Genomic DNA, 17650 nt, shown 5'->3' on the forward strand with positions numbered 1-17650 from the left:
CCCCGCATCGGAGCGCCGACTCAAACCAACAGAAAGCACAGAATGAAAATCCTGCTCGCCGGAGATTCCACGGTGGCCAACTGTCCCACCCAGGAGTACCCCATGAGTGGCTGGGGGGCGCACCTGCCCCGGCACGTATACTCTTGGGCCGCTGTATACAACTTCGCCAAGGGCGGGGCCAGCACGGAGTCCTTCCGTGAGGAGGGGCTCTGGGGGCAGCTCCTGGAAACCGCCGCTGAGGGCGACCTGGTCCTGATCCAGTTTGGCCACAACGACCAGAAGAAGGTCCATCTCGCAGCCCGGACCGGTTATGCCGCCAACCTGCGCACCATGGTGGCGGAAGTCCGGGCCTTGGGCGCCGTGCCGGTGCTTTGCACCTCCGTGGAGCGCCGGCACTTCCTGGATTCGCCGCCGTCGGCTGCTGTCCTGGAAGAAAGCCTGGAGGACTACCCCGAAGTGGTGCGGGAGATCGCGCTCGAACTGCAACTGCCCGCCGTCGACCTTAACGCCTGGACACGCGGGCTGTACCTGGAGCTGGGGGTTGAGGAGTCGCAGTTCCTGTTCAGCCATTTCGGGCCGGGTGAGCACGCCTTCTGGCCAGCCGGGCTGGCAGACAACACGCACTTCTCCCAACGCGGCGCGTCCCTGGTGGCAGAGGAAGTTGCCACCCAGCTGGGACGGCTCGGCTTCGGCCTCGGACAGCCAGGCTTCGAGGAAAGCTCGACGGCGGGACTGACGGCTGAGGATTTCACGACAGCGGGAAGGGGCTAGGTGGGCGCGGCGCAGGCCGGTGTCGGACTGCTGTACAGCAACCCCCTCGCCGGACCGGCGGACGTTTCGGGCTGGGTGGCGGAAGGGCCGCTGAGCCTGGGCAGCCACAATGGCGCACTTGCGCTGTTTGGTGCGCTGGACGATGAGGAGTTCGGGGACCAGGCGCACTGGACGTTCTGGTGCCCGGAGGAGTTCCCGGACGGCATCCGGATCAGCTGGGAGTTCCTTCCCCTCGCCGAACCTGGCCTTGCCATGCTGTTCTTCTCGGCTGTGGGCCAGGGCGGGCGCGACCTGTTCTCGGCTGACCTGGCGCCGAGGACCGGTTACTACCCGCAGTACCACTCCGGCGATATCGATGCCCTCCACGTCTCCTACTTCCGCCACAAATACGAGTCCGAACGGGCCTTCCGTACCTGCAACCTCCGGAAAAGTGCCGGCTTTGAACTGGTAGCCCAGGGCGCGGATCCGCTGCCGCCCACCGAGGACGCCGTGGATTTCTACCGGCTGCAAGTGGTGAAGGACGGGCCGCTTGTGTCGTTCGCCATCAACGGGCTGCCCCTCTTTGAATGGTCGGACCCGTCCGGAAAAGTGCTGGGCGGCGGCCGCATCGGCTTCCGCCAGATGGCACCGTTGAAGGCCGCCTACCGGAATTTCAGAGTGGAGAAGATCTAGGGCCGCACCGCCTGGATAGCGCGAACCCTGAGTTCCTCTGCTGGTCCGAAGCCAAGCCGCCGATAGAAGCTTTGCGATTCGGAAGAAGGGGAGAGGACCATGCGCGCCGCACGAATGCGCTCAGAGAACTCGATGGATGCGTCCACCAGTCTGCCCCCGACGCCGCCGTTCCGGAAAGCCGGAACTACGTAGACATTGCCCAGATAGACCCAGCACGAAGCTTGCTTGCCGGGCTTGGGCATCCGCTGGAAGACCAGCAAATTAAGCATGCCGATCAACTGGTTATCCTGCTCGGCCACAAAGAACTTCCGCGGGTTCGCTTCCATCCAGTTGAGGTAGGCATCTTCAAAGTGTGGGTCATCGGGAGTGGTTGGATCCTGCTCAGCTGCCCAGGTGGCCCGCAGCGATGCGAGGCCCCTGGAATCGTCGGCCCGGGCTTCACGTATCATCACCATGCGTTGCACGATAGTCGTGCGGGCAGGCAGGAGCGACCACTGACGGGGCCTTCTCAGATGGCGGTTGACCGGCGTTCGATGAGGATTGTGTCGCGCCACTGCCCACTGAGTGGCCCGTGCGCCATCCGTGCGATGCGGTGCCTGCGTCCGACAACGACGTAGCCGTTCGCGAGGTGCAGCTTGAGGCTGGCCTCATTCTCGGGAAAAACGCTGGCCTGGATGGTCCAGATGCCGTCGCGCTCCGTGGATTCCGCCAGGGCCCGGAGCAGCGCTGCCCCCAGGCCGAGTCCGCGTGCAACGGCTGCGACATAAACAGAATGTTCCACCACGCCGGAGTAGGCGGGGCGTGCAGAGACCGGGGAGACGGCAGCCCAGCCAAGGATTCCACCTTCAGCGTTTTCGGCCACGAACCGGTGGCGGAGCAGTCTTGAGTTGTTGAACCGTTCCCAATCGGGCGCCTCTGATTCGAAGGTAGCGTGGCCGGTGGCAATTCCTTCGCTGTAGATCCGCTGGACATCCGGCCAATCGACGTCGCGCATGGGGCGTATCGCCACAGCGGACTGTTCAGGCACAGTCACAGGGTTGCCAGGATTCCGGCCGCCTCTTCCAAGGCCCCCGGTACCAGCGAGTAATAGGCCCACGTGCCACGCTTTTCGCGGTGAAGCAGTCCGGCCTCGACCAGAATCTTCAGATGGTGGGAGACCGTGGGCTGGCCGAGGTCCAATGGATCGGTGAGGTCGCACACGCAGGACTCGCCGGACGATTCAGCCTTCACGATGGACAGCAGCCGCAGCCGGTTCGGATCCGCGAGTGCTTTGAAGACCAGGGCTTTCTGCTTCGCTTCCTCAGCCCCCAGGGCAGGCGTCCCTGCCGGAGCGCAGCAGGAGTCATCGGTGGCCGGCTCAAGTACGGGCAGCAGGTTCATGTACCCATTATGCCCCAATATTGACGGTCATCAATGTAAGAAGGGCAGGGCCTGGTGCCTGGAATTGGCAGGCTATGAACCTGCGGCGCGGGAATCATGCGGAAGCACGACGTCGTCCGCAGCGCGGGCAGCGGAGGGGAAAAGGATGAGGAGAAGGCCAAGTCCGACGGCGGCGCCCACGAGTTGCGCCACGATGAAGCCGGGAACAGAGGGTGGGGCGATGCCGGCGAAGGTGTCGCTGAAGATGCGCCCGACTGTCACGGCCGGGTTCGCGAATGACGTCGAGGACGTAAACCAGTAGGCAGCTCCAATGTAAGCGCCCACCGCGGGGGCAGCAAGGACGCCGCGGGACGTGGCTGCCAGGGCGAAGATCAGCAGGATGAGCCCCGCGGTGGCGACAACTTCAGCCAGCAGATGCCCCGTGCTGACGCGATCCTTGGTGGAGATGGACGTGCCAACGTCAAACATGGCATTAGCCAGCATGCTGCCGGTGATCGCCCCCACGGTCTGGGCAGCTACATACGTACCGAGCTCAGGCAGCGTCAGTCCTGTGCCGCTGCGCCGACCCAGGACCCAGTCCACGAGGGAGACCACAGGGTTGAAGTGTGCACCGCTGACGGGGCCGAGCATCAGAATCAGCACAGTCAGCCCCAGCACGGTGGCAGTGCTGTTCTCCAGGAGTTGCAGGCCGACGTCGCCGGGGGAGAGCTGCTGGGCTGAGATCCCGGAGCCGACCACCACGGCCACAAGCAGGCTGGTGCCGAGCAGCTCGGCGATGGCGCGACGCCAAAGCGGCGGCTGGTGTGAAGTCATGGCAACAGCTTGACGGAAAGAATTCACTCAGTCAAAATTGAATCAATGTCTATTGAGGTGAACGAATTTCGCGAGCGGGTCGCCAAGTATGCCGCCCTTGCCGATCCTGCGCGTCTGCGCATCGTTGACTTGCTCACCCTGGGGGATTTCTCTCCGAAGGAATTGCAGGCAGAGCTGGGGATGCCGTCGAATCTGCTGTCCCACCATCTTCGCGCGCTGGAAGGGGCGGGGCTGGCAACTCGCCACCGCTCCGAGGCTGACAAGCGCCGCAGCTATGTGGGCCTTGCCGCCGGCGCCCTGGAAGGCCTCGTGCCGGGGGCTGGGTACGGCGCCCGCCGAGTGCTGTTCGTCTGCACCCGCAACAGCGCCCGGTCCCAGCTCGCGGCCGCGCTCTGGCGGCAGGTCAGCAAAATTCCGTCGATATCTGCGGGAACTCATCCTGCGGACCGCATCGCACCCGGGGCCATTGAGGTGGCCCGCCGGCACGGCGTGGAACTCGCGGAAGTTCCTCCGCGCCGGTTGGACCAGGTGGCGGAGGAGGGGGACTTCATGGTGACAGTGTGCGATAACGCCCACGAGGAGCTCGTTGGACTCGGTGATGCCCACTGGTCGGTCCCGGATCCGTTGCGCCTCAGCACTGAGAACGCCTTCGAGGACGCCTTCATGGATATCTCCCACCGCGTCAGTGACCTGGCGCCGCGGGTGCTGGCCGCCTGATTCCGCTCGATGCGGCCTTATTCAATCAAATATTGACAATCATCAATGTATGGCCCGATACTCACTGTATCGACGACTATCAATGTTCCAGGAGAACCGCGTGAGCACCGAAACTGCCAAGAAGCCTTCCGTTCTTTTCGTCTGCGTCCACAACGCCGGCCGCTCCCAGATGGCCGCCGCGTTCCTCACCACGCTGGCCAAGGGAGAAATCGAGGTCCGCTCCGCCGGGTCTCAGCCGGCAGACAAGGTCAACCCCGCTGCCGTCGAGGCGATGGCAGAGGTCGGGATAGACATGTCCGCGGAGATCCCCAAGGTCCTCACCACCGAGGCCGTCAAGGAATCGGACGTGGTGATCACCATGGGCTGCGGTGACGAATGTCCCTACTTCCCCGGCAAGCGCTACGAGGACTGGGTCCTGGAGGATCCCGCAGGCCAGGGCGTGGACGCTGTCCGCCCGATCCGCGACGAGATCAAGACCCGCATCGAGGGCCTTATCGATTCCCTCATCCCGGCTGCCAAGTAACCGCGTCCCCGAACCAGGAGGTACCTTCGTGAGCGACACTGCGAACAGGGAACAGCTGATCATCATCGGCTCGGGCCCCGCCGGCTACACGGCCGCCATCTACGCCGCCCGGGCAGGGTTGAAGCCGCTGGTCCTCGCCGGGTCGGTCACCGCCGGCGGTGCCCTGATGAACACCACGGAGGTTGAGAATTTTCCAGGCTTCCCCGGCGGCATCCAGGGGCCTGAACTGATGGACGGGCTGCAGCAGCAGGCGGAGCGCTTCGGCGCGCAGGTAATGTTCGACGACGTCACTGAGGTCACGCTGACCGGTCACCTGAAACGCGTGGTCACCGGCGCCGGCGAGACGCATGAGGCCCCGGCCGTCATCCTCGCCACGGGCTCCGCCTACAAGGAACTCGGCCTGCCGGAAGAGAAGAAGTTCAGCGGCCACGGCGTCTCCTGGTGTGCCACGTGCGACGGGTTCTTCTTCCGCGACCAGGACATCATCGTGGTTGGCGGCGGGGATTCGGCAATGGAAGAAGCGACTTTCCTGACCCGCTTCGGAAAGTCCGTGACCGTCGTCGTACGCAAGGGCGAGCTCCGCGCCTCCCGGATTATGGCCCAGCGGGCCAAGGACAACCCGAAGATCAGCTTTGCCTGGAACTCCGCCATCACCGCCATCCATGGCGATGGCAAGGTCACCGGCGTGACCCTGACCGACACGCGCACTGGCGAAACCCGTGAACAGGCCGCCACCGGCATTTTCGTGGCAATCGGCCATCTGCCACGGACAGAACTCGTGGCCGGCCAGGTGGAGCTTGACGCCGAGGGCTACATCAAGGTCGACTCGCCCACCACGGTCACCAACCTCACCGGCGTGTTCGGCTGTGGGGACGCCGTGGACCACCGTTACCGTCAGGCCATCACCGCAGCCGGAACCGGTTGCGCCGCGGCCCTCGACGCCGAACGCTACCTCGCCGCGCTGGATGACGCGGACAGCATTGCCACTGCGCTGGTGGAGGAACCCACCCACGCTTAGGCCCCAACCCGGGGGAGGAGGTGAGCTGAATGAACACCGGATGCTGCGGCGATGATTGCTGCGACGAAGATCAGGACTGCTGCTGACCTCCCCTCCCTCCACCCAACTAGGTAGCAGCAAGTGTCGTTATGGGCGCTCAAAACGACATCTGCTGCTACCTAGTTGGGAGAAGAACCGTCACACCCACAGATGGAACAGAGGACACCATGGATTTAGCGAAGAACCTTCCCGTTGCAGTGATTGGCGCCGGCCCCGTGGGACTGGCCGCCGCGGCGCACCTGCTCGAGCGCGGCCTCGAGCCGCTGATCTTCGAAGCAGGCCCGACGGCGGGTGCCGCCATCGCGCAATGGCGCCACATCCGGTTGTTCTCACCATGGCGGTTCAACCTCGACGCCGCCGCAGTCCGCCTGCTCGAAGCCGCAGGCTGGGCATCGCCCCGGCCGACGGCCCTTCCCTACGGTGGTGAACTCATCGACCATTACCTGGCGCCGCTGGCAGCTTTGCCGGCGATTTCCTCCCGGCTGCAGACCGGCAGCAGGGTCACCGCCGTGACCCGTGCCGGGATGGACAAGACCCACACGCGCAACCGGGAGGCCACGCCGTTCGTCGTCCGGGTGGAACATGAGGACGGCGAGACCCGCGAGCACACCGTAGCAGCGGTCATTGACGCCTCGGGCACCTGGTCCCGCCGTAACCCGTTGGGCACGTCCGGGCTGCCGGCCGTCGGGGAAGTTACCGCCGCAGATCGGATTTCCTCTCCACTACCGGACGTGACCGGCCGTGACCGTTCAGCGTTCGCTGGACGCCGCGTCCTGGTCGTCGGAGCTGGGCACTCCGCGGCCAACACCCTCATCAGCCTCGCCGACCTGGCTAAGGAAGACCCGGAAACCCGCATTTTATGGGCGGTCCGCGGCGCGTCTGCCGAGAAGGTCTACGGCGGCGGTGACGCCGACGGCCTGCCAGCCCGCGGCCAGCTCGGATCGCGACTGCGCCGCCTCGTCGAGGCAGGAACCATCGAACTCCACACCGGCTTCGGCATAGCTTCCTTCAAAGCACTCGATTCCGCGGTCACCGTCGAAGCCGTCGACGGCCGGACCCTTGACGCAGACGTCGTGGTCCCTTGCACCGGCTTCCGCCCCGATCTGGAGATCCTGCGCGAACTCCGCCTCGACCTGGATCCGGCCGTCGAGGCTCCCAAGGCGCTGGGCCCGCTGATCGACCCTGAATTCCACTCCTGCGGCACCGTCCCTCCGCATGGAGCCAAGCTGCTGGCCCACCCTGACCAGGACTTTTACATCGTAGGAATGAAGTCGTACGGCCGGGCGCCCACGTTCCTGCTGGCCACCGGCTATGAACAGGTGCGGTCCGTCGTCGCAGCCCTCGCCGGAGACCGCGAAGCGGCCGATACAGTCCAGCTCGAACTCCCCGAGACGGGCGTCTGCTCCACCGACGGCGGCACCAGCTGCGACGTCCCGGCTGTCTCCTCCGCAGGCAGTGCCGGCTCGGAGGCAGGCTGTTGTTCCGCCCCCGAACCGGTGCTGGTTGGCTTCCCTACCGGGTTGTCCCATGGACGCTCCGGCAATAACTGAACATCGTCCGTCGGAAACCACCATTTTGGAGTGATGTCATGACCGAACACCGCGAAACCAGCCTGGGCCTGCAGGACAACACTGAGCTCCTGCAGCGGATCAGCAGCCGCCTTGGGGAGAGGTTCGCCGGAGTCTTCGCCGTCGAAACCGTCGAACGCTACGTTTTCGAGTCCTACACCGCACTGGCCCGCACCGCGAAGATCACCACGTACCTGCCCGCCACCACCGAGCATTTCGCCAGCGACCGGCTCAACGCCCTGGCAAAATCCAAGGGCGCCATCACCGCCGAGGTTCCGGAGGCCCTGTTCGTCTGCGTGCAGAACGCCGGACGGTCGCAGATGGCCGCCGCTTTGCTCACGGTTGAAGCAAAGGGCAGGATCCACGTCCGCTCCGCCGGCTCCCTGCCTGCGGCGGAACTTGATCCCGCTGTGGTAACCGTGATGTCCGAGATGGGCCTTGACCTCTCTCAGAACTACCCCAAACCGCTCACCGACGACGTCGTGCGCGCCTCCGACGTGGTGATTACGATGGGCTGCGGAGATTCCTGCCCGATCTATCCCGGAAAGCGGTACGAGGACTGGGACCTTCCCGACCCGGCCGGCCAGCCCCTCCAGGTGGTCAGGGAGATCCGGGACCAGATCCACGACCTGGTCAAAGCCCTGGTCGCCTCACTCACAAAGGAAACCACCCACTCATGACCCAGGAAACGTCCGGCGCGACGAAGACCCCATCCGTGCTCTTTGTCTGCAGCAAGAACGGCGGAAAATCCCAGTTGGCCGCGGGCCTTATGAGTCAATTGGCCGGCGGGTCCATCATTGTCTACTCCGCCGGCACCAAACCCGGCAAGGCCCTGAATCCCCAGGCCGTTGAGTCCCTGACCGAGCTCGGCGTCGATATCACCGGCGAACACCCCAAGCCAGTCACCGATGACGTCCTGGACGCCGTGGATGCCGTCATCGTCCTGGGAACCGAAGCCAAGCTCGAACCCCGCGAAGGGACGCGCTTTGAGGTCTGGGAGACCGATGAACCCTCCGAGCGCGGCATAGAAGGCATGGAACGCATGCGCCTGGTCCGGGACGACATCAAAGCCAGGGTCCAGAAGCTCTATGCGGAGCTCTCCGGGAACTAGCGATGGCCGGCGCGGCGCTGACCCCGAGCCCAGGAACCACCCGTGCCCGATGATGGATGGCCGGAGGGGCCGCTCGTGCTTGGTGTCGGCTGGAATTTTCCGAAGCACCTGGTCCGTTCCGCCGCTGAGCTCGCGGGCGCCCTGGGGTTGCATCTTGTCTGCGCCTTCGTGGACCCAGCCAGTTACCTCACAGAATGGGAGCCTGAAGGCCAACTGACAGCCCTGTCGCTGGACCCGAACGTCAACGAGGAAACCGACTATCCCGCCAACCAGCTGCAAGGGAAACTCGAAATGCTACTCGGGCAGCCGGGGGAGACCTGGTCCTTCCGAGTGCTGAACGGCGACGTTCCCAAGGCACTAAGCCGCTTGGCCGAGAACACAGGAGCATCTTTGATCATCGTGGGCGCCGATAGGCCAGGGTCCTTGGCCTGGGTGGACCGCCTCCTCGAAGGATCAGTGTCCGCGTTCCTTGCCCGCCACCAGCAGCGGCCAGTCCTCGTTGTCCCCGACAGCCGCCCCGCACGTCCGATCCCAAGCGCTTCCTAGGCGGCTTCCGTCAGGAGAAAGGCGTCAGTCCGGCTTGATGTTCTGGTTCAAGGTGAAGAAGTTCGTGGGGTCGTACTTGCGCTTGAGTGCTTTGAGCCGGTCGTACTTCGCTGCGCCATAAGCTTGCCTGACCCGCTCCTCGCCCTCTTCCATCAGGAAGTTCACGTAGACGCTGGTGTGGTGGGGGGCGAGGGCCGACCAATAGTCCCGGGCCCACTGGCGCTCAGCGGCGAAGCCCTCGGCGGTCTTGCTGTTGCCGTTGATGTTGAAGGTGAATCCGGCCTGGCGGCCATTGAACGCGGTGGCACCCTCGTCGATGCGCCCCACCGCGCCGCCCATCTGCCAGAGGGCGATGCTGGTAACCGGCGAGGTGATGCGGCTGCCGTGCTCGACGACGATGTCAATGACGTCGTCGCTGAGCGCTGCGACGTCGCAGGACCTGACGTAGTAGTGCCAGCCGTGGGGGTAGGACGGATCGAATGTTTTCTGATGCTCCAGAAACGGCTTTGGCCGGCAAAGATCGAGAACCGGTGAACCAAATTCCTTGAGCGGCCGCAGGACCCGTTCGCCCTCCTCGACCGGTCCCGCATAGCATGCAGTGACCGCCAGGACGAGCTTGCCCACCAGTTCGGGCGGCACAATCGGAAGCGCCGGCGCCCTGCGCTGCACGGCAATCGTCATGAGTTCATCGGGGCAGTCCGCGAGCCAGTCGCGATAAAACCGCAGCACTTCCGGGGCATCTTCCATCGCCCAGAAGACCGGGCCCGCCATGACGTAGGGGCCCACAGGATTAAGGCGGAACTCGAACTCAGTGACGATGCCGAAGTTCCCGCCGCCGCCCCGCACCCCCCAGAAGAGATCGGAGTTCTGGTCCGCGCTGGCCCTGACCGCCTCGCCGTCAGCGGTGACCATGTCTACGGACAACAGCTGGTCGATGGTGAGTCCGTACTTGCGCATGACCCACCCGATGCCGCCGCCCAGGGTAAGGCCAGCCACTCCCGTATGAGTGACGATCCCGGAAGGAACCGCGAGACCGTACTCCTGCGTCTCGCGGTCGAGTTCACCAAGCAGCACACCGGCCTGGACACGTGCCGTTCGTGCCTCAGGATCTACTCGAATCCCCTTCATCGGCCCGAGATCGATGAGCATGCCGTCGTCGCACACTGACAGGCCAGGGAAGCTGTGACCCCCTCCCCGCACGGCGACGAGAAGATCCTGTGAGCGGGCGAGCCGGAGGGCGGCCCGGATATCTGCAACGCCGGTGCAGCGGGCAATCAAGGCGGGATGGCGATCAATCGATCCGTTCCACACCTTGCGATGCTCGTTGTAACCAGCATCATCCGGACGGACGAGTTCGCCCTGAAAGGATGCCTGCAGCTCGCCGACAGCGCCGTCGTCGATCTTCGCGCCCTGTGCCATGGACTCACGGACCTCTCTCTCCTTCGAGCAGAATCCCACCGTTGGGACGAACTGGCAAGAGAGAACTGAAGCAGCCCATGCAAGCCGCGCGAAGGACCGCCCCTACGTTTCTAGCTGATCGCCTTCTTCATGAGTCTGACGATCATCGCTTCATCGGCGGCGGTGAGTTCGGTCAGTGCGTAGGAAGTGGGCCACATGTTGCCATCGTCCAGGTTCGCGGGGTCGCTAAATCCCAGCGTTGCGTAGCGGGCCTTGAATTTGTCGGCGGGCTGGAAGAAGCAGACCACCTTGCCGTCCTTGGCGTAAGCAGGCATCCCGTACCAGGTTTTCGGCGCGAGTTCCGGTGCGTGTTCCTTGATGATGGCGTGGAGGCGCTCCGCGATGGCCCGATCCGGTTCCGACATTTCGGCGATCTTCGCGAGAACTTCGCCCTCTCCGTCTGCCTTGGCGCTGCGCGCACCCTTTCGCGACTCGGTCTTGAGCTCTTGGGCGCGTTCCTTCATTGCCGCGCGTTCTTCCGCATCGAAGCCTTCGTAGGGCTTGGTGGTGGCTGGTTTTTCCGTCACTTCGGGTTCCTTCCGTCATGGTCTGGTGGGACCCACGCTAGTGTCCGTACGCCTCAGTGGCTTCTCCAGAACTGCTCGAAGTGCTCGCTCCTCAGCCGGCGGTGGACCGCTCCGCCGGTCCGGTGCTTTGACGGACCACCAGTTCCGGAGTAAACACCACGGCGCGGTGCCTGGGATTCTCGGATTCCACTTCTTCGGCCAGTAGTTCAATGGCGGTTCGTCCCAGCGCCTCGGTGGGCTGGCGGATAGAGGAAAGCGGCACCACGGCTGAGACGGCAAAGTCGATGTCGTCGTAGCCGATCAGGGCGATGTCCTCGGGAATCCTCAGCGTGTGCGTCATGGTCAGCGACTGCATCACGCCCAGGGCGAGCAGGTCGTTGGCGCAGAAGATGCCATCCGGCAGGTCTCCGCGCTCCACGAGCATGTTGCCAACGCTCCGGCCGGCCAACACCGTCTGCCCGTCGGAATCAAGGACCTCAAGGGTGGCATCGGGTTCCTCCTTGACCGCCCGCTGGGCGCCTTGCAGGCGGTCGGCTACCTGGCGGATGGAGGTGGGGCCTCCCACAAAGGCGAGCCGACGGCGGCCGGTGTCCAACAGGTGCCGCGCAGCCAGGTAACCGCCGGCGTCGTCGTCCACGGAGACTGAACTGTACTTGCTCTCGTCGGCCAGGCGGTCCACCAGGACGGTGGGCACACCGCGTTCACGGAGCAGGTCCAGCCGGTCGGTAACGTCGCCGACGGGGGAGATGAGGAGGCCTTGGACGCGCTGTTCCTGGAAGAGGTCGATGTAGTTGGATTCGCGGCTGGCGTTGTGGCCACTGTCGCCGAGCAGCACGGCACTGCCAAGGAGCGCCGCGGCGTCTTCGGCGGCGCGCACCACGGATGTGAAGAACGGGTTGCCAACATCGAGGACGATCAGTCCGATGGTGCGGCTCTGGCCGGCGCGCAACTGGCGGGCGGCGTCATTGCGGACGAAGCCCAGCTCGTCGATGGCACGGAGCACACGCTCCTTGGTTCGCTGGGAAACCCTGTCCGGATAGTTCAGGACATTTGAGACCGTGCCCACGGCAACGCTGGCGTGGTTTGCGACGTCCTTGATGCTGGCTGAGCGATTCATCATTCTCCATGGCTTGTATGCCGCGTGCTGCACTTTTCCCGTAGTCCCCGATTGTGGTCTAGAAATTGCTTGACACCTACTTGCCTTCAAGAGTACTTTGAATCGTAACAATGAAACGATTCAAACAACGGAAAGTTCAGGAGAGTCGCAGATGAGGGTGTGTTTTCGCTCCTCGGTCCAGCCGGGACTGATCGACGAGTACCGGCGGCGGCACGCTGCCGTGTGGCCTGAGATGCTCCGTGCCCTGAAGGACGCCGGCTGGAACAACTACTCGCTGTTCCTGGGCGAGGACGGGCTTCTTGTGGGCTACGTGGAATGCGAGGACTTCGACGCCGTCCGGGCTCGGATGGCGCTGACCGAGGTCAACACCCGCTGGCAGGCCGAGATGGCCACTCTGTTCAATAACACGGACCAGGCACCCGACGAAGGGTTCCAGGTCCTCGAAGAAGTCTTCAACCTTGACGACCAGCTGGCGGCAGCGGAGTCCACCGCCCGCTGAACCTCACCGGCCCCAGCAGCGGGGCCGCTGCAACACCATCCAGACCACAGCAACACATAAAACCGGAAAGAACTCATCATGAATGACGTAGCAACGGCGCTGGGCAGGCTCGGGGAGCTTGCCATCGAGGTCCCTTCGTGGGCTTATGGAAATTCAGGCACGCGTTTCAAGGTGTTCGGTACGCCGGGCACGCCGCGGACGGTGCAGGAGAAGATCGCGGACGCCGCGAAGGTGCATGAGCTCACTGGCCTGGCCCCTACTGTGGCGCTGCACATTCCGTGGGACAAGGTGGATGACTACGCCGCCCTGAAGGAGTACGCGGAGGGCCTGGGCGTGGGTCTGGGCACGATCAACTCCAACACGTTCCAGGATGACGAGTACAAATTCGGCTCCCTGACCTCCTCCAACGAGACCGTCCGCCGCCGCGCGATCGCGCACCACCTGGACTGCATAGAGATCATGCACGCCACGGGGTCCAAGGACCTGAAGATCTGGCTGGCGGACGGCACGAACTACCCGGGCCAGGACGACCTCCGCGGCCGCCAGGACCGTTTGGCCGAGTCGCTGCAGGAGATCTACGCGGCCTTGGGCGATGAACAGCGCCTGGTGCTGGAGTACAAGTTCTTCGAACCCGCTTTTTACCACACCGATGTTCCGGACTGGGGCACGTCCTACGCGCAGACCCTTGCCCTGGGCGAGAAGGCTTTCGTTTGCCTGGACACCGGGCACCACGCGCCGGGCACGAACATCGAGTTCATCGTGATGCAGTTGCTGCGCCTGGGCAAGCTGGGTTCCTTTGACTTCAACTCCCGCTTTTATGCCGATGATGACCTGATCGTGGGGGCGGCGGATCCGTTCCAGCTGTTCCGCATCATGTACGAGGTCATCCGCGGCGGCGGCTTCGGCAAAGACTCCGGCGTCGCGCTGATGCTGGACCAGTGCCACAACCTGGAAGAGAAGATCCCGGGCCAGATCCGCTCGGTCCTGAACGTCCAGGAAATGACTGCCCGGGCCCTGCTTGTGGACACTGCAGCCCTGGGCGAGGCCCAGCGCACCGGGGATGTCCTGGCTGCCAACGCCGTGTTCAACGACGCCTTCTACACCGACGTCCGGCCCATCCTGGCCGAATGGCGTGAATCCCGCGGCCTGCCCGCGGACCCGATGGCCGCGTTCAAGGCCAGCGGTTACCAGAAACAGATCAACGAGGACCGCGTCGGCGGCCAGCAAGCCGGATGGGGCGCTTAGGCATGAACATGCAAAACACCAGCAACAAGACTGTTGAAGACCTGATTTCGCGTTCCAACCGCCTGGGCGCGGATAAACGGAACACCAACTTCGCCGGCGGCAACACCTCGGCCAAGGGCGCGGAGAAGGACCCGGTCACGGGCGAGGACGTCCAGCTGCTCTGGGTCAAGGGATCCGGCGGGGACCTCGGCACATTGAAGGCCCAGAACCTCGCGGTGCTGCGCCTGGACCGGCTGAACGCCCTGAAGAACGTCTACCCGGGCGTTGAACGTGAAGATGAGATGGTGGCCGCTTTTGATTACTGCCTGCACGGCAAGGGCGGCGCCGCGCCGTCGATCGATACCGCCATGCATGGCCTGGTGGACGCCGCGCACGTGGACCACCTGCACCCGGATTCCGGGATCGCCATTGCCACCGCGGTGGACGGCGAGGCCCTGACCACGAAGATCTTCGGCAACAAGGTGGTGTGGGTTCCGTGGCGCCGTCCCGGGTTCCAGCTGGGCCTGGACATCGCCGCGATCAAGGACGCCAACCCGCAGGCCATCGGCACCATCCTGGGCGGCCACGGCATCACCGCCTGGGGCGCCACGAGTGAAGAAGCCGAGCAGAACTCGCTGTGGATCATCGAACAGGCCGAGAAGTACATCAAGGACAATGGCAAGGCTGAACCCTTCGGTCCCAAACTCCCGGGCTACGGCGCACTGCCCGAAGCCGAGCGCCGCGCCAAGGCCGCCGCGCTGGCACCGGTGATCCGCGGCCTGGCGTCCACTGACAAGCCGCAGCTGGGGCACTTCAGCGATGACGCCGTCGTCCTTGACTTCCTGGCCGCGGAAGAGCACCCACGCCTGGGTGCGCTGGGTACGTCCTGCCCGGACCACTTCCTGCGCACTAAGGTCAAGCCGCTGATCCTGGACCTGCCGGCGGACGCCTCGGTCGAGGATTCGATCACGCGGCTGCAGGAGCTGCACGCTGACTACCGCGAGGACTACCAGGCCTACTACGACCGCCACGCCACCCCGGAGAGCCCGGCGTTGCGCGGCGCGGACCCGGCCATCGTCCTGGTCCCGGGCGTGGGCATGTTCTCGTACGGTGCGAACAAGCAGACCGCCAGGGTTGCCGGTGAGTTCTACATCAACGCCATCAACGTCATGCGCGGTGCCGAAGCGATCTCCACCTACGCCCCGATCGAGGAATCAGAGAAGTTCCGGATCGAGTACTGGTCGCTGGAGGAAGCCAAGCTGGCACGCCTGCCCAAGCCCAAGTCCCACGCCACCCGCATCGCACTGGTCACGGGTGCGGCGTCGGGCATCGGCAAGGCCATCGCCACCCGCCTCGCCGCGGAAGGCGCCTGCGTGGTCATCGCTGACCTGAACCTGGAGAACGCCCAGGCCGTAGCCGCCGAGCTCGGCGGGCCGGATGTCGCCATCGGGGTCCAGGCCGACGTCACGGACGAGGCCCAGGTCATCGCAGCGATCGACGCCGCGGTGCTGGCCTTCGGCGGGTTGGACCTGGTGGTCAACAACGCCGGCCTGTCGATTTCCAAGCCGCTGCTGGAAACCACCGAGAAGGACTGGGACCTGCAGCACAACGTCATGGCCAAGGGCTCGTTCCTGGTGGCCAAGGCCGCGGCCAGGGTCATGATCGCCCAGGACATGGGCGGGGACGTCATCTACATCTCCTCCAAGAACTCCGTGTTCGCAGGCCCGAACAACATCGCCTACTCCGCCACCAAGGCAGACCAGGCCCACCAGGTCCGGCTCCTCGCGGCCGAACTTGGCGAGTACGGCATCCGCGTCAACGGCATCAACCCCGACGGCGTGGTCCGCGGCTCGGGCATCTTCGCCGGCGGCTGGGGCGCCAAGCGCGCCGCCGTCTACGGCGTGGACGAGCAGGAACTGGGCAAGTACTACGCCCAGCGCACCCTGCTCAAGCGCGAAGTCCTGCCCGAGCACGTGGCCAACGCCGCCGCGGTCCTGACCAGCGCCGAGCTGTCCCACACCACCGGACTCCACATCCCCGTGGACGCCGGAGTGGCAGCAGCCTTCCTCCGATGAGCACACCCGTATCCCGTGCGCAGGGAGGTGTCGACGGCGGCGGTACTTCCGCCCGCGGCGTTTTCGCCGGCAGTGTCTTCGCCGCCGTCGATATTGGCGCTTCCTCCGGCCGGGTCATCCTGGGCCGGATCAAGGACGACGCAGGTCATCCCGGGAGCGCGCGGAGCGTTGAGCTGGAAGTGGTACACCGGTTCCCCAACGGTGTGGTGGAGATGGACGGCGGCCTCCGCTGGGATTTCGACGCCCTGTTCGCTGAGGTACTGGCGGGCCTCTCGGCGGCCGCCACCGTGGCAGCCGTGCAGGACGAAACGATCACGAGCATCGGGATCGACACCTGGGCGGTGGACTACGGCCTGGTCAACAAGGCTGGGGAACTCATCGCCCAGCCGTACAGTTACCGCGATGACCGCAGCCGGGCCGCCGTCGCCCCCGTGCACCGGAAACTGGACCCGGCGCGCCTCTACGGAACCACCGGGCTGCAGTTCCTGCAGTTCAACACCCTCTACCAGCTGGCCGCCGAGCCGGACTTGGCCGGGGTGCAGGCGCTGCTCATCCCGGACCTGATCGCCTACTTCCTCACAGGTCAGCGCCGCACTGAGGCGACCAACGCCTCCACCACCGGCCTGTTCGACGCCGTCGCGGGGGAGTGGGCCACGGAGTTCCTCGCCGCCCTGAGCCTGCCCCGGAAGCTGTTCCCGCCGCTGGTCCAACCGGGCGAAACCGTCGGCACGTTGCTGCCCGGGATCGCCTCACAGATCGGCCTGCCGGCCGGCACCAAGGTGGTGGCCGTCGGCTCGCACGACACCGCCTCCGCCGTCGCCGCCGTGCCCGCCCAGGAGGAGAACTTCGCCTACATCTCCTCCGGCACCTGGTCGCTGGTGGGGCTGGAACTGAAGCACCCGGTCCTCACTGAGGCCAGCCGGGAAGCGAACTTCACGAACGAACGCGGTGTGGACGGCACCATCCGCTACCTTCGGAACATGGGCGGGCTCTGGCTGCTCAGCGAATGCCAGCGGACCTGGGCCGCAGAAGGATTCACCCCGGACCTCCCGGCGCTGCTCACGGCCGCGGCGGCATTGCCCCCGGGCGGGCCGCAGATCAATCCGGACGACTCCTACTTCATCGCCCCGGACAACATGCCCGAACGCATCCGCGCAGCGGTCCGCCGCATCGGGGACATCCTCCCCGACGACCCCGCGGCCATCACCCGCTGCATCATGGACAGCCTCGCCATCGGCTACGCACGCACCATCCGAGACGCCGAGCGCCTCGCCGACCGCACCGTGGACGTGGTCCACGTGGTGGGCGGCGGCTCCCAGAACCGGCTGCTCTGCCAGCTCACGGCCGACGCCACGGGCAAGCCCGTGATCGCCGGACCCGTCGAAGCCACCGCCCTCGGCAACGTCCTGGTCCAGGCCAGGGCAGCCGGGCAGGTCACTGGTGGGCTGAGGGAACTGCGCAGTTTGGTGGGTGGTTCGCATGCGCTGCAGACGTTCAGCCCGGAGCTCTCGAGGCTTTAGGACCTGGTCCGCGACACTGACGCGAACGTACACTTGGGCCTTCCGGGCCGGGGCGTCAAGTGTACGTTCGCG

At 65.1% G+C, this 17650-nt stretch carries 20 protein-coding genes; 13 read left to right on the plus strand and 7 right to left on the minus strand.

Annotated features, from left to right (window positions below; translation table 11 throughout):
* Nucleotides 1-42 precede the first annotated feature (42 nt).
* A complete protein-coding gene (locus V9L17_RS11985) occupies nt 43-771 on the plus strand; it encodes a rhamnogalacturonan acetylesterase (protein ID WP_337351580.1) in 729 nt (242 codons plus the stop codon).
* Nucleotides 772-1443, plus strand: coding sequence for a DUF1961 family protein (locus V9L17_RS11990; protein WP_337351581.1), 672 nt, complete (start codon nt 772-774; stop codon nt 1441-1443). It begins immediately after the preceding gene.
* Here the strand turns inward: V9L17_RS11990 and V9L17_RS11995 are convergent.
* From V9L17_RS11995 to V9L17_RS12010, 4 genes are all read right to left on the minus strand, one after another.
* On the minus strand, nt 1440-1898 hold the full coding sequence (locus tag V9L17_RS11995) for a GNAT family N-acetyltransferase (protein WP_337351582.1): 459 nt from the start codon (nt 1896-1898) through the stop codon (nt 1440-1442). The two genes, V9L17_RS11990 and V9L17_RS11995, sit on opposite strands and share 4 nt — an antisense overlap.
* 53 nt (nt 1899-1951) lie before the next feature.
* The gene (locus V9L17_RS12000) at nt 1952-2437 is read right to left on the minus strand and encodes a GNAT family N-acetyltransferase (protein WP_337351772.1); all 486 of its coding nucleotides are present in this window, start codon (nt 2435-2437) and stop codon (nt 1952-1954) included.
* Nucleotides 2438-2472: 35 nt separating this feature from the next.
* On the minus strand, nt 2473-2823 hold the full coding sequence (locus V9L17_RS12005) for an ArsR/SmtB family transcription factor (RefSeq protein ID WP_337351583.1): 351 nt from the start codon (nt 2821-2823) through the stop codon (nt 2473-2475).
* A 72-nt stretch (nt 2824-2895) separates the two neighbouring features.
* Entirely contained in the window at nt 2896-3636 is a 741-nt protein-coding gene (locus V9L17_RS12010; protein WP_337346040.1) for an MIP/aquaporin family protein, read from the minus strand.
* 45 nt (nt 3637-3681) lie between these two features.
* Here V9L17_RS12010 and V9L17_RS12015 point away from each other — a divergent pair, with 45 nt between their 5' ends.
* The 7 genes from V9L17_RS12015 to V9L17_RS12045 all read left to right on the plus strand — a co-directional run bounded on the left by V9L17_RS12015 (nt 3682) and on the right by V9L17_RS12045 (nt 9158).
* Entirely contained in the window at nt 3682-4353 is a 672-nt protein-coding gene (locus V9L17_RS12015; protein ID WP_337346041.1) for an arsenate reductase/protein-tyrosine-phosphatase family protein, read from the plus strand.
* A 100-nt stretch (nt 4354-4453) separates the two neighbouring features.
* Nucleotides 4454-4876: an arsenate reductase ArsC gene (locus tag V9L17_RS12020; RefSeq protein ID WP_337351584.1), complete on the plus strand. Its 423-nt coding sequence runs from the start codon at nt 4454-4456 to the stop codon at nt 4874-4876.
* A 28-nt stretch (nt 4877-4904) separates the two neighbouring features.
* A complete protein-coding gene (gene trxB, locus V9L17_RS12025; RefSeq protein WP_337351585.1) occupies nt 4905-5894 on the plus strand; it encodes a thioredoxin-disulfide reductase in 990 nt (329 codons plus the stop codon).
* Between the two features lie 206 nt (nt 5895-6100).
* Nucleotides 6101-7483, plus strand: coding sequence for an FAD-dependent oxidoreductase (locus tag V9L17_RS12030; protein WP_337351586.1), 1383 nt, complete (start codon nt 6101-6103; stop codon nt 7481-7483).
* Between the two features lie 38 nt (nt 7484-7521).
* The gene (locus V9L17_RS12035) at nt 7522-8181 is read left to right on the plus strand and encodes an arsenate reductase ArsC (protein WP_337351587.1); all 660 of its coding nucleotides are present in this window, start codon (nt 7522-7524) and stop codon (nt 8179-8181) included.
* Complete coding sequence (locus V9L17_RS12040; protein WP_337346046.1) at nt 8178-8612, plus strand: arsenate-mycothiol transferase ArsC; 435 nt, start codon at nt 8178-8180, stop codon at nt 8610-8612. Before V9L17_RS12035 ends, V9L17_RS12040 begins: the two co-directional genes overlap by 4 nt.
* A 42-nt stretch (nt 8613-8654) precedes the next feature.
* Nucleotides 8655-9158, plus strand: a complete 504-nt coding sequence (locus tag V9L17_RS12045) for a universal stress protein (protein ID WP_337351588.1) — start codon at nt 8655-8657, stop codon at nt 9156-9158.
* Nucleotides 9159-9182: 24 nt separating this feature from the next.
* Here the strand turns inward: V9L17_RS12045 and V9L17_RS12050 are convergent, their stop codons facing one another.
* The 3 genes from V9L17_RS12050 to V9L17_RS12060 all read right to left on the minus strand — a co-directional run bounded on the left by V9L17_RS12050 (nt 9183) and on the right by V9L17_RS12060 (nt 12260).
* Complete coding sequence (locus V9L17_RS12050; RefSeq protein WP_337351589.1) at nt 9183-10577, minus strand: FAD-binding oxidoreductase; 1395 nt, start codon at nt 10575-10577, stop codon at nt 9183-9185.
* Nucleotides 10578-10687: 110 nt separating this feature from the next.
* Nucleotides 10688-11080 (minus strand): iron chaperone, encoded by a 393-nt coding sequence (locus V9L17_RS12055; RefSeq protein WP_337351773.1) that lies wholly within the window; start codon nt 11078-11080, stop codon nt 10688-10690.
* Nucleotides 11081-11234: 154 nt separating this feature from the next.
* Nucleotides 11235-12260, minus strand: a complete 1026-nt coding sequence (locus V9L17_RS12060; RefSeq protein ID WP_337346281.1) for a LacI family DNA-binding transcriptional regulator — start codon at nt 12258-12260, stop codon at nt 11235-11237.
* A 151-nt stretch (nt 12261-12411) separates the two neighbouring features.
* Here V9L17_RS12060 and V9L17_RS12065 point away from each other — a divergent pair, with 151 nt between their 5' ends.
* From V9L17_RS12065 to V9L17_RS12080, 4 genes are all read left to right on the plus strand, one after another.
* Nucleotides 12412-12759, plus strand: a complete 348-nt coding sequence (locus V9L17_RS12065; protein WP_337351590.1) for an L-rhamnose mutarotase — start codon at nt 12412-12414, stop codon at nt 12757-12759.
* Nucleotides 12760-12837: 78 nt separating this feature from the next.
* Nucleotides 12838-14004, plus strand: coding sequence for an L-rhamnose isomerase (rhaI, locus tag V9L17_RS12070; RefSeq protein WP_337351591.1), 1167 nt, complete (start codon nt 12838-12840; stop codon nt 14002-14004).
* 2 nt (nt 14005-14006) lie between these two features.
* Complete coding sequence (locus V9L17_RS12075) at nt 14007-16058, plus strand: bifunctional aldolase/short-chain dehydrogenase (protein WP_337351592.1); 2052 nt, start codon at nt 14007-14009, stop codon at nt 16056-16058.
* Nucleotides 16055-17578, plus strand: a complete 1524-nt coding sequence (locus tag V9L17_RS12080) for a rhamnulokinase (protein WP_337351593.1) — start codon at nt 16055-16057, stop codon at nt 17576-17578. Before V9L17_RS12075 ends, V9L17_RS12080 begins: the two co-directional genes overlap by 4 nt.
* Nucleotides 17579-17650: the final 72 nt, after the last annotated feature.

Source organism: Pseudarthrobacter sp. CCNWLW207, from assembly GCF_037203945.1.
Taxonomy (GTDB): Bacteria; Actinomycetota; Actinomycetes; order Actinomycetales; family Micrococcaceae; genus Arthrobacter.